The organism is Streptomyces sp. NPDC014623 (assembly GCF_043088245.1).
GTDB lineage: Bacteria > Actinomycetota > Actinomycetes > Streptomycetales > Streptomycetaceae > Streptomyces.
This window is the reverse complement of sequence record NZ_JBIBZU010000002.1, coordinates 70,960-86,753: the sequence shown is the minus strand read 5'-3', so window position 1 is coordinate 86,753 and position 15,794 is coordinate 70,960. Positions and strand designations below refer to the sequence as shown.

Here is a 15,794-nt window from a genome sequence, read left to right as displayed (position 1 = left end):
TTCACACCCAGGTCCGGGGGCGGAGGCGGTTGGCCCGCTCCACCAGTTCGATCCTCTCGTCGCCCCGCTGCGCGAGCCGGGCGAGCATCCGGTACGAGCGTTCGAGGCCGAACCTGAGGCTCCGCTCGTCCAGCTCGCTGCCCAGCACCGTCCTTCGGCCCGCGGTTGCGGGGGAGGACGGAACCGACGGCTGAGCCGTGGGACTACCGGAGAGTACCCAGTCGAGTGCCGTACCCAGAACCTCAGCCGACAACTGTTCCCGTCTCACGGCGTCCAGGCCGTATTCCCGAAGGGCCGTCACCTGGTCGGCGGAGGCCGCCAGATCCTCGGCCAGCGGCTCGTGCGGGGCCCGCTCACGGAGCCGGGCCTGCACGGCGGCCACCCGGGCCGCCGTGTAGTGGATCGACGACTCGGGCACGGACTCGAGGGTGCGCACCGCCGCGGCCCGGTCCCCGGCGGCGAGCTGCACCCGGGCCAGACCGAACGCCGAACTGACGAAGCCCGGATCCGTCGCCCACACCAGGCGGTAGTACTCCGCGGCGTTGTCCAGCTGCCCCAGCGCCTCCGCGCAGACGCCGAGCGCGAGCTTCGGCGCGGGCTCACCGGGGAAGGCGTCGTAGACCGCGTCGAACGACAGTGCGGCGACCTCGTCGTCCCCGGTCACCAGCGAGGTGATTCCGCGGTACCAGACGACCCGCCAGTCATCGGGGTGCTGCGCCTCCACCGCCGCCAGCACCCGCACGGCGGCACCGGTCTCGTTCATCTCCAGGCGGGCGCGGAGCTCCCGCAGCCGCGTCTCCAGCGAGGCGGCGGGCACGGAGTGCAGGGCGGCGATCAGCTCCGCGGGCGCCGACGTCATCACCCCGGCGAGAAAACCGGCGGCGGGGTCGTTCGGGTCGACCCGGGGGACCGGCAGCGCCAGTGAGGCCGCCCGCGCGTCGAACACGGCGAGCCGGGGCGCGGCGCCCTGGTACACGGCCGGGGGCGCCTCCGGGCCCCAGGCCGCCGCCCGAGGGGCAGGAACCGTCACCCGCGGCTGCGTGTACGCCGGCGCGCCGCTTCCGGTGCCGCCCCGGACATGGGTGTCCGGGACGTGCAGCGGACCGGCGCCGGCCGGGGCGGCAGGCCCGGCGGGGGCGACGGGAACGGCGGCGGGGGCGCCCGTCAGGACCGGGTCGGGGAGGGCGGCTGCCGGGAGGGCCGCCCCACGACGGCGTCCGAAGCGTCCCGCGCCGCCGGGCGCGGCCGTCCGTACGCCGAGCCGCGACACCTCGCCGGTCAGCTCCGCGAACAACTCCGTGTCCGTCACACGCGTTTCCCCGCCGAACAGCGTCGAGAGCGCCGGGCGCGGGTGCTCCGTCTGCAGGGCGACCACCTCACGCAGGACACCCGTCAGCTGCTCCGCCATCTCCGCGGCCGAGGAGAACCTGCGGGCGGGATCCGGGTCCGTGGCCCGTACGAGCAGCCGGTAGAACGACTCGTACCTCCGGAACACGTCGATGCCGTCCGGATCGGGCAGCGAGTCCACGAAGACGTTCGTGTACCCCTGGAAGTCGAAGGTGAGCACCGCGAGCGTCCGCGCGACGGTGTAGAGGTCGGAGGCCACGGACGGGCCGGCCTCGGCCACCTCCGGCGCCTGGTACCCGACGGTGCCGTAGACGGCCGACCGGTCGTCGTCCGTCCTGCGCACCGCGCCCATGTCGATGAGCTTGAGCTGGTCCTCGGTCTGGATGGCGTTGTCGACCTTGAAGTCGCAGTACAGCACGTTGCGGCTGTGCAGGTGACCGAGCGCCTCCAGTGCCTCGATCCCGTACGCACAGGCCTGCCCGACCGGCAGCGGATCCCGCCTCCCGGCCGGTGTACGGCGCTCGTTGGCGATCTCCTTGAGCGACTTCCCGCCGACGTACTCCATCACTATGTAACCGTCGAGCGAACCGGTGCGCTGGTCCAGGTGCTCCACGAAGTTGTAGATGCGGACGATGTTGGAGTGCTCGATCTCCGCGAGGAAGCGCCGCTCGGAGATGGCCGCCGCCATGGCGTCCTGGTCCCCGGTGTCCAGCAGGCCCTTGAGGACCACCCAGCGGTCGGAGACCGCGCGGTCCACCGCGAGATAGACCCAGCCGAGCCCACCGTGCGCCAGGCAGCCCGCGACCTCGTACTGCCCGTGCACGATGTCACCGGCACGCAGTTTGGGCACGAAGGAGTAGGGATGACCGCACTTGGTGCAGAACCCCTCGGTACGGCCCGGCCGGCCCCCACGGGCCCGGCCCACCGGCGCGCCGCAGTCGGACCGCGAGCAGAACCGCTTCCGCTCGGGGACCTCGGGATTCGCCATCACCGCGGTGTGCGGGTCGGGCCGTGGTACGTCGGGCACGAGGACGAGGCCCGCGCCCAGCCTGCCGCGCCCGGAGACGGAGCTCGTCGGGGCGCCCGAGGAACGCACCGACACCGAGCGGGACGTGGAGCCCCTGGAGAAGGAACGGGAGAGCCGCCCGGACACCGGACGCCGTGAGGTCGACGAGCGGGACGAGGAACGCGCGGACGCCTGCGAACCGGTCCGCCGGGAGGTGCTGCCGCTTCCCCTGCCGCCGGCCGCGATGCCGGTGGGCGGCGAACTCACCATGCCCGTCGGCGACACGACCGGCGCGAGGCCGCAGGTGTCGCAGTACAGCTCGCCACCGCCCATGTCCTCGTAGCAGCCCTCGCACGAGGGGCGCTGGCACTCCGTGCTCATGGTGTCTCCCCCTGTCCGTCGTACCCGCCCGTGCGGTGCGGTGCCAGCAGGTCGGCGGCGGCCTGCTGATAGCGCAGCACCGCCTGTTCGGCGACCCGCAGATCGCACGGTGCGCTCCACAGCATCCGGCGGGCCGCGTCGTACCGTTCGATCAGGAACGGGTCCTCCGCCAGGCCGTGCCGGGCCACCTTCGCCCTGTAGGCGTCGAGCCTGCCGCGCAGCTCCGCACGGACCGCGAGCGGTGCCGTCACGGACGTCAGCGAGTCACGGGCGCGCAGCAGTTCTTCCTCGGCCTCCCGCTCCAGCGAGTCCAGCAGTGGTGACAGCCGGTTCCACTGGGCGTGCCTGCGGTATTCGGACGCGGTGGCCAGCCGCTCCTGCAGCGCGGTCGGAGGCCCGCTGACGGCGGGCACCTCCGAGGCGGCGATCTTCGCCAGCACCTCACCGCGCGCGGAGCGGGCCTCCGAGAGCGTGCGGTCGGCGCGGGACAGGACGTCACGCAGCCGCACCAGGCGCTGCTCGGCGTCCTGCCGGACCGCGAGCACCGCCTCGATCTCCCGGCGTACGTCATCGAGGGCGCGGGCCGCCCGGTCGTAGCGTGCGGTGTCGGGGCGCCCGCCGCCGGGTGCCGCGCTGCCGGGCCCGGGCAGCCAGAACGCCAGCGGATCGGAGATGACCTGCGCCCGCAACGTGATCAGCTCCTGGGTGATCGCCTCCAGGTCGTCCCCGGCCGGATGCTCCCCGGGCCGGACACCCACGGAGTGCGCCAGCGAGCGTGTGCGGCGCAGTTCCGCGGCGAGCAGGTCTATCCGGGCGGGCAGCGCCGACCACACCGAGTCCGCGGCGACGACCACGTCCAGCGAGCGGGCGTACAGGTCGTTCATCCGGGCGACCAGCTCCTCCAGCGTGAACCGCTCGGAAAGCCTGGCCGGGCCGACGGCGGAGGGGACCGCTCCCGGGTTCGCGACGGTCACGCCGTCACCGCGCAGCAGAGCGGTCAGGGCGGCCAGGTCGTCCTTGCTGGGGTGGCGGCGCACGGCCCGGATCTTCCGGGCCGTGGCCAGCGCCCCCGCGTAGGCGTCGAAGTACCCCCACAGCAGAGTGATCGACTGCTCGGCCGCGGCCCAGTGCTCCTTGGTGACGCCGCTCAGGTCGGCGCCCTCCAGGAGCCGGCGGCCGGCGTGGTCCTGCAGGGCGAGGAGCGAGGTCTCGATGGCCTCGTGCTCCGCACCGAGCCGGGCCAGCGCACGGTCCGCCTCGTCCCGGTCCATGACCGGGCCGGGGGGCCTCCCCGCGAAGCCGGGGAAGGATCCCGCCACGCCCATCGATCACCTCTCCCTGTCGGCCGCCGGGCCCGGGGCCCGGCGGGTTCAGTTGCTGCGGTACTCGGGCGCCGGGGGGCCCGTGATGCCGGGCATCCCCTTTGCCAGCCACGTGCGGTACGACTTCATCCAGGGGCTGTTCCCACCGCCCTGGCGGTAGGCGACCAGCACATGGTTGATCCGGGCCACCAGATCGTCGGCGCCCAGTTTCGCGGCGACGCCGTAGTACTCGGTGGTGAACGGCCCCTCGCCCTTCAGCTCCACCGTCGGGTCCTGGGCCGCCTGGCCGGCCGCCAGGGCGTTGTCCGTGACCACCGCGTCGACCTCACCGAGCTGCAGCCGCACCAGGCAGTCCAGCTGGCTGGGGACGGTCAGCCGGTCCTCGTCCAGCTCGGTGCCGTCGTGCTCGTCCTGGAAGACCGCGCCGAAGGACTGCTCGGCGAGCGCGTCGTAGGCGGTCGAGCCCTCCGCCGTGCAGACCCGTTTGCCCTTCAGCGACTCGTCGTACCCGCTGACGGCCGAACCCTTCGGGGCCAGGACCTGCTGACCGGCCTGGAAGTAGGCCGTGGAGAACGACACCCGGGCGGCGCGCTCGCAGTTGATCGTCATGGTGCGTACGACCACGTCCACCTTGTCGTGCTCCAGCGCCGCGATGCGCTGGTTGGTGGGTATGGCGCGGAAGACCACCGCATCGGGGTCGCCGAGGATGTCCTTCGCGATGGCCCGCACCAGATCGATGTCGAAGCCTTCGAGTGTGCCGCCGGCCTCCGGATCCCGGTGCGGATTGCGGTAACCCCACCGGAAGCTGTTCTGGTCGACGCCGGCGATCAGCTTCCCCCGCTCCCTGATCCTCCGGATGCCCGGGCCGTCCTCGTCCGACGCCGGCACGCTCGCCTCCGGGTCCTCGCACTCCTGGGCCTCCACGGGCGGCGCGGAGGCGGCCCCGTGGCCCGCGCTCCGCCCGCCGAACGCCCCGTCGCCGTGCGCCAGCGGCAGCAGGGTGAGCGAGGCCGTGACGGCACAGGCCACCGCCATGCCCGTCACACCGCCCCAGCCGCGCAGCCCGCCGCGCGCGGCCCGGCCTTCCGCCCTGGTCATCGCTCGTCCCCTCACCGGTACTCCGAGAGCCTGCGGTTGACCCCGGCCGTCACGGCGACCGCGCCCAGCACGGCGAGCACGGCGGCTCCGCCCGGCAGCCCGCGCAGCGCCCCGCGTCCGTCCTCGGCCGCCGCGTCGAACTCGCCCTGCTCCAGGCCGAGTGCCTGCTCCAGTGCGTCGTCGACCTTCTCGAAGGACGCACCCGTGGAGTCCTCCGGGCCGATGACCTGCTGCAGCGCACTGTCGTACTCGCCCCGGTCGTCCGTCGCCCTGGCCTTCCTGTGGCGGTCCTGCCACTCGGAGACGGTGAGGATGGCGTCCGCCACCGGCTTGCTCCCCGTGGCGTCGTCGGCGAGTTCCTCCGCGCTCTCGAGCTGGGCGCCGAGGGCCTTCATGCCGGTGCTGTAGTCGGTCTCGTACTGGTCCCGCATGCCGTCCGGGGTCAGGGCCGCGCCTCGCGCGACCAGCGTGAGGTTCTCGTTGGCGCGCGCCTTCAGCGAGCTGATCCGGGCCTTGTTGAGGACATCGAGCGACTGCTGCCCGTGCACCATCGCGCCGTGCAGCCCGGCCCTGGCCACGGTGTGTCCGACGGCCAGCCACAGCAGCACCACGGTGGCCGCGGCGGTCGCTGCGACCAGCCCGCGGTTGAAGACGCGGTTCGTCCTGCGATAGGTGCGCCGCTGCATCCACACCAGCGCGGCCAGTGCCACGAGTCCGAAGGCCAGCGAGAACAAGGGCCACCGCCGCGCGTCGGCCGAGTCGGTGCCGAGCCGGCCGGTCTCCGCCGCGTACAGCCGCTCGGCCGCCGGGAGGAGCTCGTCCGTCATCTTCTGGTTGGCGTAGCGCAGATAGGCGCCGCCGAGCGGCAGCCCCTGCCGGTTGTTGGCCCTGGCCCGCTCGATCAGCCCCGTGTACTCCGGGAGCAGCTCACCCAGCGTGGTGATCTCCCGGTACGAAGGGGCCGAGGCGTCGGTGCTCGCCGCTGCCTTCACCAGCAGCCGGGAGGCCTCCTTGATGTCCGCCTCGTACCGGCCGTGCACGTCCCCGGGCTCCTCCGCCCCCGCCAGGAAGCCGCTCGCCGCCATCGTGTCCGCGTCGGCCAGCGACCGGTAGATGCTCGCGGCGTCCGCGCTCAGCGGCTGACTGCGGGTCACCACGTCGTCCGCGGACGAGGACCGTCCGGAGATCTCCAGGTAGGTGACCGCTCCGAACGCCACGACCAGCAGCGCCAGCGCGGCGCCGATGATCCGGAGCCTGCCCGGCTCGGTCGTCGCGGCGGCACGCAGTCGCTCGACGGCCTCGGACGGGACGCCACGGCGCGGCGCGGGCACGGCCGGGGGCGCGGGCGGCTGATCCGGCTCCCGCAGCGCGGTCCCGCTCGGCGGGTATGTCACTTGACCTCCCCCTCGGTCACTGACGACGGCCGGATCCTCCCGGCCGACCGGGGGACGACTGGTCCTGGCCAGAAGTATGGACCCAGGGGCCGCCATTCACCAGGAACGCCCGGATCCCGCGCCGGGCCCCGCACCCGATCGGTGCCGGCGCAGGCGATCGGGGAGATGGGCCGGTCAGGCCTCGGGGCCGCCCCCGGCGCGGACCCGCCCCCCTCACCATGAATACGTCAGAAACGCCCGACCGGTTCCCTCGCACGAGGGGCGTCCCCCGGCGGAAACCGCCGGGGGACGCCCGCGGGACCGGGCTCCTCAGGCGTACTGCGTCCGCAGCCTGTCGTGCACCTCCGGGGCGGCGCCCGTGTGGTCCAGACCCAGCAGCGCGGCGCCCAGCACCGGCGGGGCCGACACGACCCGGGCGACCGCCTTCGGGGCGCGCACGGCGAGGAGCGCGGCGATCCGTTCGTCCAGGGCCGGGTGACGGGCCGCCAGCACGCTGCCGCCCAGCACCACCGGCACCTCCTCCTCCAGCAGGCCGAGCCGGGTCAGCGCGACCGAGGCCATCGCCACGACCTCGTCGCCGAGCCGGTTCACCAGATCACGCGCGACGCGGTCACCGGCCGCGCCGGTGGAGAACAGCACCGGCGTCAGCTCGTGCCTGCGGGCATACGGGATGTGTCCCAGGTGCAGGGCCTCGATCAGCGCGTACATCGAGTCGAGCCCGAAGTGCCCCGGCAGGGTCCGCATCAGCTCGGTCGGCTCACCGCGGCCGTCCTCGGCCCTCGCCGCGAACCACATCGCCTCCTCCGCGAGACCCGAACCACCGCCCCAGTCACCGGACATCCGGCCGATCGCCGGGAAGCGGGCGGTCGCTCCGTCCGGCCGCATCCCCACGCAGTTGATCCCCGCCCCGCACACCACGGCCACCCCCCGGGGCCCGTCGGCCCCCGCGCGCAGTATCGCGAAGGTGTCGTTGCGCACCTCCACGGTGCGGCCCCATGCGCGGGCGAGCAGCGCCTCGGCCAGCTCCCGCTCCTCCACGGGGAAGTCGGCGTTGGCGAGACAGGCCGAGACATGCGTGACGCCGGCTGCCCCCGCCTGCGCGAGTGCGGGCAGGACCGCTTCCGCCAGCCCGTCCATGGACGCCTCGACCCCGACGGCCGGCGGCTGGAAGCCGCCACCGCGCGCGGCACCGAGGACCGTGCCGTCGGCACCGAGCACGGCCACGTCGGTCTTGCTGTTGCCCGCGTCGATCGCGAGCACATGTGCGGTCAGGCCCACGCCAGGTGCTCCCGGTTGTGCGCGATCAGCTTGTCGGTGAGCGCCTCGGCGTACTCGAACTGGCCGATCAGAGGGTGCGCCATCAGCGCCCTGAAGACCCGCTCGCGCCCACCGCGCAACGCCGCTTCCAGGGCCAGGTCCTCGTACGCCGTGACGTGCCCGATCAGCCCCGCGTGCAGCGGGTCCAGGGCCGGCACGGCGAGCGGAGCCGCGCCCGTGCCGTCGACCCGGGCCTGGACCTCGATCACCGCGTCGTCCGGCAGGAACGGCAGGGTTCCCTTGTTGTACGTGTTGACCACCTGCACCGCGGAGCCGCCCGAGCCGAGCAGCGAGGACGCCAGGTCCACGGCCGCCTCCGAGTAGAAGGCGCCGCCCCGCCTGCCCAGCAGGGCGGGCTTCTCGTCCAGGGCCGGGTCCCCGTACATCTCCAGGAGTTCCTTCTCCATCGCGGCGACCTCGGCCGCCCGGGAGGGCTTCGTGCCGAGCTCCCGGACGACCTCGTCGTGCGCGTAGAAGTACCGCAGGTAGTACGAGGGGACGACGCCGAGCCGGCCGACGATCTGCCGGGGCATGCGCAGGTCGCCGGCGATCGCGTCGCCGTGCTCCGCGAGCAGCCTCGGCAGGACGTCCTCGCCGTCCGGGCCGCCCAGACGCACCCCGAGTTCCCACGTCAGGTGGTTGAGTCCGACATGGTCGAGGTGCACCTCGGCGGGCGTCACGCCGAGCAGCGCGGCGAACTTGCGCTGGAAGCCGATCGCCACGTTGCACAGGCCGACGGCCTTGTGCCCCGCCTGGAGCAGCGCCCGGGTGACGATCCCGACCGGGTTGGTGAAGTCGATGATCCAGGCATCGGGATTGGTGCGGCGTACCCGCTCGGCGATGTCGAGGACGACCGGGACGGTGCGCAGCGCCTTGGCGAGACCGCCCGCCCCGGTGGTCTCCTGGCCGACACAGCCGCATTCGAGCGGCCACGTCTCGTCCTGGTTCCGGGCGGCCTGCCCGCCGACGCGGAGCTGGAGCAGCACCGCGTCGGCACCGGCGACCCCCGCGTCCAGGTCGGAGGTGGTGACGATCCGCCCCGGGTGGCCCTGCCTGGCGAATATCCGCCGCGCCAGGCCGCCGACCAGCTCCAGCCGGTCGGCCGCCGGGTCGACGAGCACGAGCTCCTCGACCGGCAGGGTGTCCCGCAGCCGCGCGAAACCGTCGATCAGTTCGGGGGTGTAGGTGGACCCGCCGCCAACTACTGCGAGCTTCATGCTTCTCAGCCCTTTACTCCGGTGAGGGTGACGCCTTCGACGAAGGCCTTCTGTGCGAAGAAGAACACGATGATGACCGGTGCCATGACGAGCAGTGTCGCGGCCATGGTCAGGTTCCAGTTGACCGAGTGGGCGCTCTTGAACGACTCCAGGCCGTAGCTCAGTGTCCGGGCGCCGGAATTCTGCGCGGCGTAGATCTGCGGGCCGAAGTAGTCGTTCCAGCAGTAGAAGAACTGGAAGAGCGCCAGGGGCACGCGGGTACGAATGCGCCACAGCGCCATGGCGGATCTCCTTCGCAGAGGGAAAGGGGGGAAGCAGGGGAGCGGGACGGGGCTCGCCGGGCATGGTGGTGCCGTGCGCACCGCCGGGTACGGGCGGCACGGTGGGGAGCGGGCGGTTCAGGCCGTGTCGAAGACGCTGTCGCGCGCCTGTGCGAGGGCCGTTCGAAGGGCGCCGGTCAGGATCGGGTCCCCCTCGATGTCGCTGACGCGCAGCAGCGGTCTGGGCAGTGCGAGACCGGTCATCTCGGCCTCGACCTGCCTGCGGAGTTCCTCCCCGCCGGCCTGGGCCACGAGACCGGAGAGGACGACCAGTTCGGGATCGACCACGGCGACGACGGAGGCGATGCCGACGGCCAGCTTGCGGGCGACCTCGGCGCGCACGCCCGCGTCGGCGAGCGCGTCGGCCAGCGGTCTGCCTCCGGCGAGGCCGCGGACGGCGGGCACGGAGACCTGGCTCTGGAAGCCGCCGCCCGCGTCGGGGCCCGCCCAGTCGGCCGCACCCCCCCGGGCGAGCGGGGCGCCGGGGAGCGGCATGTAACCGATTTCCCCCGCGCCGCCGGTGGCGCCGCGCAGGAGGGTGCCGCCCAGCACGATCGCGGCGCCCACACCCTCGTCGAGCCAGACGAGCACGAAGTGGTCGTGGTCCTGTGCCGCGCCCTCGTACTGCTCGGCGACGGCGGCGAGGTTCACGTCGTTCTCGATGACGACCGGCCTGCCGACCACCTCGGCGAGGTCCGCCAGCAGGGTGCGGGAATGCCAGCCGGGCAGATGGGGCGCGTAGCGCAGCTGTCCGGTGTGCGGGTCGATCGCGCCCGGGGTGCCCACCACCACGGCGTAGAGGTCGTCATGGCCGAGACCGGTCGGACGCAGGGCGCCGTCCACGGCCTCGGCGACGAGCTGGGCGGTGCGGTGGCGTACGTCCTGCGCGACGGCCTCGGCCTCCACACGGCAGGAGCCGACCACGGTGCCGGTGATGTCGGCCACGACGGCGTCTATACCGGTGGGCCCGACGGAGAGCGCCGCGACGTGGGCGGCCGCCGGATCGATCTCGTAGAGCACGGCGTTGGGCCCGGGGCGCCCCCTCTGGCTGCCCGTCGAGCGGACCAGTCCCGCGCCCTCCAGCCTCGCCAGCAGCTGGGAGGCGGTGGGCTTGGACAGCCCGGTCAGTTCGCCGATGCGCGTACGGGTGAGAGGGCCTTGTGAGACCAGGAGATCGAGCGCCGCCCGGTCGTTCATGGCGCGCAGAACGCGGGGAGTGCCCGGTGTGGTTCCGGCCATGGGTGACGCCCACCTTCTGTTAGTAAACTTTCCTATCTATGGGAGGAAGGTAGGGCGGTGCCACGGAACCGTCAATGGGAGACGCCCCCGAGGCAACCAAAGCGTTACCTGCGGGGGCGCTGTGCGTGTCCGGTCACTTCGACAGGTTCGACGGCGGTATCGGGGTCGCCGCCAGCGACTGCGGTGACGTCGCCGACGCGTACGCCGAGGGGGCCGCCATGGCCGCCGTCGGATCGGCGGTGGACTCCCCGTCGGTCTGGAGGGGGAGGGGGCCGATCATCCGGATGCCGGCCGCGTCCAGTGCCCGCTTGATCCGCCAGCGCAGCTCGCGCTCGACGCCCAGCGACTTGCCCGGCATGGTCTTCGCCGTGACCCGTACGGTCATCGAGTCCAGCAGCACCGCGTCCAGCCCGAGGACCTCCACCGGGCCCCACAGCCGCTCCGACCAGGGCTCTTCCTTGGTCATGGCCTCGCCCGCCTCGGCGATCGCCTTGCGGACCAGTTCCAGGTCCTCCGTCGGGCGGACCGTGACGTCCACACCGGCCGTGGACCAGCCCTGGCTGAGGTTGCCGATCCGCTTCACCTCGCCGTTGCGGACGTACCAGATCTCGCCGTTGTCGCCACGCAGCTTGGTGACCCGCAGGCCGACCTCGATGACCTCGCCGGAGGCCACACCCGCGTCGACCGTGTCACCGACGCCGTACTGGTCCTCCAGGATCATGAAGACGCCGGAGAGGAAGTCGGTGACGAGATTGCGGGCGCCGAAGCCCAGCGCCACACCGGCGACCCCCGCGGAGGCCAGCAGCGGGGCCAGATTGATCTGGAAGGCGCCCAGGATCATGAGGGCCGCGGTGCCGAGGATCAGGAACGACGTCACCGAGCGGAGCACGGAACCGATGGCTTCGGAGCGCTGGCGGCGGCGCTCCGCGTTCACCAGCAGACCGCCGAGGGCCGTGCCCTCCACCGCCTGGGCGCTGCGGTTCATCCGGTCGATGAGGTTGGTCAGGGCACGCCGGATCAGGTAGCGCAGCACGATCGCGATCGCGGCGATGAGGAGGATACGAAGACCGGTGTTCAGCCAGGTGGACCAGTTCTCCTCGACCCAGCCTGCGGCGTTCCCGGCCCTTTCGGCGGCTTCGTCCAGCGAGCCCGCGGCACCGGGTGACGGAGCCGCGGCCAGAAGGGCGGACAGGGACACGGCGGGGACCTCCAGGTGGGGCGACGGCAGACCAACCACAGTAACGAAGCAGAGGGAGCGGATCGTTGCCGTGGGGCGGGGAGAGACACGTCTCACCCGGGACGCACGGGGTGTGGCCCGTTCCACAGCGGGTCCTTCCGCCCGGGCGGCGCAGCTGTCGCAGGGCGCCCGGACCGTGCGGACCCCCTGTCGTGAGGAAAATCCCTCCGGCCCGTTACCCGCACGTGGTGGCGCTCGGACCAGGCATGAGGAGAAACTGAGATCGGATCGTCCCGGCGCGAGCCACGCGTCGCCGGCGTACAAGGAGGCATCCACCGTGCCGCACGTCCTGGTTCTCAACGCTTCGTACGAGCCGCTCGGCGTCGTACCTCTCCGCCGCGCGCTCGTCCTCGTCCTCGAGAACAAGGCCATCTGCCTCGAGGAGACCGGCGCCTTCATGCACAGTGCCACCCGTGCCGTGCCGGCGCCCAGCGTCGTCCGCCTCAAGCGGTTCGTACGGGTCCCCTACCGGGGGCCCGTTCCACTCACCCGCCGGGCGCTCTTCGCGAGGGACGGCGGTCGCTGCGTGTACTGCGGGGCCGCCGCGACCAGCGTCGACCACGTCATCCCGCGCAGCCGTGGCGGGCAGCACGTCTGGGACAACGTGGTGGCGGCCTGCCGCCGCTGCAACCACGTCAAGGCGGACCGCCATCTGCCCGAGCTGGGGTGGCGGCTGCTCCACCAGCCTGCGCCGCCCAGTGGTCTCGCCTGGCGGATCATCGGGACCGGGCACCGGGACCCGCGCTGGCTGCCCTACCTGCAGCCGTTCGGCGCGGACGACGTGATGGCCCGGATCGACGGCGTTTCCGCCTGAGAGACCGGGTCTTCGGCGCCCCGGGGCCGTCGAGGAGGCCCTTCCGGCCTCAGGTCAGGGGGTCTCGCGGTCCTGTCCGGCGACGGCGTAGGCCTCGACCGACCAGAGTGAGTAGCCGTACCGCGTGGCCCGGCCGTCGCCCTGGATCCTGATGAAGCGGGTGTCCTTCGCGTCCATCCGGACCGACTCGCGTCCGCCTTCGCCCTCCCGCACGGTGGCCGCCGTACGCCAGGTGCGGCCGTCCGGGGAGACCTGCACGCGGTAGCGGGAGGCGTAGGCGTCCTGCCACCGCAGCACGACCTGGCCCAGGCGGACCGGCGCGGGCAGCTCGGCCTGCCACCAGGCGCCGTCCTCGACGGGTGAGGACCAGCGGGTTCCGGGGTCCCCGTCGGAGGCCGCCGCCGCCGGGAAGTCCGGGGTCTCGTCGCCGGACGAGGACGCCTCGGCCGTACGCAGCAGATCGGGGCCCGCCGTGCGCGGGAAGGCCCGGACGGTCAGGGTGCGCTCCTCGCCCTCGAAGCGCAGCGGCACCTCGTACTCGCCGGCCGGGGTGCCGTCCGGCACGGTGATGTCCACGGGGACGTCGGTGCGCGAGCCGCGCGTCACCGTCGTCTCCTCCGGCAGCTTCACCTCGATGCCCTCGGGCGCCTTCGCCGTGAGCTTCCCCTTCACCACGCCGGGGCGCCCGCCGGCCAGCCGCGCCTCGACCCGCTGCGTACCGCCGCCGATCACGGCGTCCGTCCGCTCGCGGGCGAGAGCGAGCCGGGCCGCCGGCTCGTCACCGAACCACGGGACGAGCGCCCGCACATCAGGTGTGTACGAGGACGGGGGCGCGCCGATGGCCCCCGGGGCCGGGGGGCCGACGAGGAGCGGGCGGGCGGACGGGACGGTGACCCGCAGCGCGTCCGCCCGCAGGCCCTTCGCCTCCGTCTGTGTCCAGCCCGCCGCGGACAGGGAGCCGAGACCGCGCCACCCCTCGCCCGGGACATGGGCCTGGAGGACCGGGTCCGCCGACCTGTCGCCGGGCCGGGTCAGCGTGGTGACTGCTTCCAGCGGGCGGGCGCGGTCGAAGCGGACCGTGTAGCCGTGCGCGTCCCGGCTCACCGTCCCCGCGTCGCGGTCGGTGCCGTTCCACGCGTCGGCCTCCTTGAGGACCCGGTCCAGGAAGGGGTCCAGGACACCCTTGCCGACCGTCGCCGTACTCGACGCGATCTTCTCGCGCAGTGATTCGAGCGCCAGCCGGTCCTGCCACGCGGCCGCCCCGTCGCCGCGCTCCTGGGCCCGCAGCAGATCGACGGCGAGTTCACCCGCCTCGCCGTACCGGGCCAGCTGACCGGTCCACGGCCGCACCTCGTCCTGGAGCCGGCCGTTCGCCGGGCCCTTCAGCCGCTCCTGGGCCTGACGCATCACACCGAAGGCGGCCCGCAGCTCACGTGCGGCCTTGTCGCGGGACGCCGCGTCCGTCCCGCCCGCGGCCGGACGCGACGACCAGAACGCGCTCAGCAGGGGCCGGAGGTACGCGGACTCGTCGCCGCCCAGCACCGAGGTGGCGCTGTTGCCCGCCAGGGCCCCCAGAGCCGCCCGGGCGGCGGCGTCGCCGTCCGCCAGGTCGTCCATCGCCGCCTGCCAGGATTCCTGCGGCCGGTACGCCTTCGGGTTCCAGGCGAAGTCGGCGGCCGTGAACAGGGGGATCCGGGACGCCGAGGGCTGCTCCATGGCGTTGGCGAGCAGCGCCGCCGACCCGCCGGCGACCGCCGGGTCACGGCCGGTGTACGGGCCGAGGAAGATCCGGTCCTGCGCGTAGTCGTTGACCGGGTAGTTGTCCATGGTGACCAGGGGGTGGCGGAAGGCCGCCCGCGCGCCCGCCAGTTCCTGCCCGGTGATCGTCTTCGGCACGACCCCGACGCCGGTCCAGGCCACCTGTACCCGGTCGTCCAGCTCCGCGGCGAGTGCGGTGCGGTAGTCGGTGGCGCCGTCCTGGTAGAACTCGGTCGGCATCACCGACAGCGGCTCCGCGTCCGGATGCCGGCCGGCGAGGTGCCGGGCGACCGCGCTCGCCACCCCGGCCTGGGCCCTGGCCGCCGCCTCGGGTCCGCTGCCGAACGTCTCCGCGTCCCGGTCGCAGTGCCATTCGCTGTAACTGACGTCCTGGAACTGCAGCTGGAAGGCCCGCACTCCCAAGGCCCACATCGCGTCGATCTTCCGGGTGAGCGCCCGCACGTCCGCGTCCGAGGCCATGCACATCGTCTGACCGGGCGAGACGGCCCACCCGAGCGTCACGTGCTCGGCCCGCGCCTTCTCGGCCAGCGCGCGGAAGCCGGCGCGCTCGCCGGCGGGGTACGGCTCACGCCAGCGGGCCTGCCGGTAGGGGTCGTCGCCGGCCGCGTAGAGGTAGCGGTTCTGCTTGGTGCGCCCCATGAAGCCGAGCTGGGCCAGCCGCTCCTCGCGGGTCCACGGCTGCCCGTAGAAACCCTCGGCCATCCCGCGCACGGCGGTTCCCGGCCAGTCGCGGACCACGACTCCGGCGACGGCACCGCCCCTCACGAGCTGGCGCAGGGTCTGGACTCCGTGGAAGAGGCCGTCCTCGCCGACGCCGTCCAGGGCCACGGTGGGCCGGCCGCCGGCCCTGCCGACGGCGAGGCGGTAGCCCCCGGACGGCAGATCGGCGCGCTCGGGTGCGCGCAGGGCCCGCAGCGCCAGGCCCGCGTCCGTGCCACCGAGCCGGATCACCGGTCCGCTGCCGGGCAGGGCGTCGTGCACCGTGCGTACGCCGGCGTCGCGCAGGAGCGTCCTGAGCGCCTCGACGGCGTACGGGTCCGCCCTCGCGTCGGCCAGGAGAGTGACCTCGGTCCCCAGGGCGACGGCCTGACCGGACGCCTCGATGGCCTGCGGCCGGGGCCAGACGGCGGGCGGCCGTGTGTCACCCGCGCGGTCCGGCGTGGTCTCGGCGGGGCCGACGGACGGCACGGGGGCCGCGACGGCGGCCGGCGCGAACGGGCTGAGCAGCCCGCCGATCACGGCGACGGCGACGGCCGCCGCATGTCTCCTGCGCCCGAGCTGCACGCCGTACTCCTTCTTCTGACCTCGCCCGGCAATGACGTC

The 15,794-nt window shown here is 73.5% G+C and carries 10 protein-coding genes and 1 pseudogene; 1 reads left to right on the top strand and 10 read right to left on the bottom strand.

Features of this window, described 5'->3' with window-relative positions; all coding sequences use genetic code 11:
* Nucleotide 1: 1 nt before the first annotated feature.
* From ACF1FZ_RS04440 to ACF1FZ_RS04400, 9 genes and pseudogenes are all read right to left on the bottom strand, one after another.
* Nucleotides 2-2,734, bottom strand: a complete 2,733-nt coding sequence (locus ACF1FZ_RS04440; RefSeq protein WP_391771871.1) for a tetratricopeptide repeat protein — start codon at nt 2,732-2,734, stop codon at nt 2-4.
* The gene (locus tag ACF1FZ_RS04435) at nt 2,731-4,059 is read right to left on the bottom strand and encodes a hypothetical protein (RefSeq protein WP_391771870.1); all 1,329 of its coding nucleotides are present in this window, start codon (nt 4,057-4,059) and stop codon (nt 2,731-2,733) included. Before ACF1FZ_RS04435 ends, ACF1FZ_RS04440 begins: the two co-directional genes overlap by 4 nt.
* A gap of 45 nt (nt 4,060-4,104) precedes the next feature.
* Entirely contained in the window at nt 4,105-5,154 is a 1,050-nt protein-coding gene (locus ACF1FZ_RS04430) for a glutamate ABC transporter substrate-binding protein (protein ID WP_391771869.1), read from the bottom strand.
* A gap of 11 nt (nt 5,155-5,165) precedes the next feature.
* On the bottom strand, nt 5,166-6,548 hold the full coding sequence (locus ACF1FZ_RS04425) for a hypothetical protein (protein ID WP_391771868.1): 1,383 nt from the start codon (nt 6,546-6,548) through the stop codon (nt 5,166-5,168).
* Between the two features lie 309 nt (nt 6,549-6,857).
* A complete protein-coding gene (locus ACF1FZ_RS04420) occupies nt 6,858-7,826 on the bottom strand; it encodes an N-acetylglucosamine kinase (RefSeq protein ID WP_391771867.1) in 969 nt (322 codons plus the stop codon).
* Nucleotides 7,817-9,082 carry a 6-phospho-beta-glucosidase gene (locus ACF1FZ_RS04415; RefSeq protein WP_391771866.1) on the bottom strand — a complete coding sequence of 422 codons (1,266 nt, stop codon included), beginning with the start codon at nt 9,080-9,082 and terminating at the stop codon, nt 7,817-7,819. Before ACF1FZ_RS04415 ends, ACF1FZ_RS04420 begins: the two co-directional genes overlap by 10 nt.
* A gap of 5 nt (nt 9,083-9,087) precedes the next feature.
* A pseudogene (locus tag ACF1FZ_RS04410) lies at nt 9,088-9,330 on the bottom strand (carbohydrate ABC transporter permease); the annotation flags it as partial.
* 150 nt (nt 9,331-9,480) lie between these two features.
* Nucleotides 9,481-10,641 (bottom strand): ROK family transcriptional regulator, encoded by a 1,161-nt coding sequence (locus ACF1FZ_RS04405; protein ID WP_391771865.1) that lies wholly within the window; start codon nt 10,639-10,641, stop codon nt 9,481-9,483.
* Nucleotides 10,642-10,774: 133 nt separating this feature from the next.
* Complete coding sequence (locus ACF1FZ_RS04400; RefSeq protein ID WP_391771864.1) at nt 10,775-11,839, bottom strand: mechanosensitive ion channel family protein; 1,065 nt, start codon at nt 11,837-11,839, stop codon at nt 10,775-10,777.
* 316 nt (nt 11,840-12,155) lie between these two features.
* Between ACF1FZ_RS04400 and ACF1FZ_RS04395 the strand changes: the two genes are divergently transcribed.
* Nucleotides 12,156-12,692: an HNH endonuclease gene (locus tag ACF1FZ_RS04395; protein ID WP_391771863.1), complete on the top strand. Its 537-nt coding sequence runs from the start codon at nt 12,156-12,158 to the stop codon at nt 12,690-12,692.
* A gap of 54 nt (nt 12,693-12,746) precedes the next feature.
* Here ACF1FZ_RS04395 and ACF1FZ_RS04390 read toward each other — a convergent pair whose 3' ends face one another.
* A complete protein-coding gene (locus ACF1FZ_RS04390) occupies nt 12,747-15,755 on the bottom strand; it encodes a beta-N-acetylglucosaminidase domain-containing protein (protein ID WP_391771862.1) in 3,009 nt (1,002 codons plus the stop codon).
* Between the last annotated feature and the right edge of the window lie 39 nt (nt 15,756-15,794).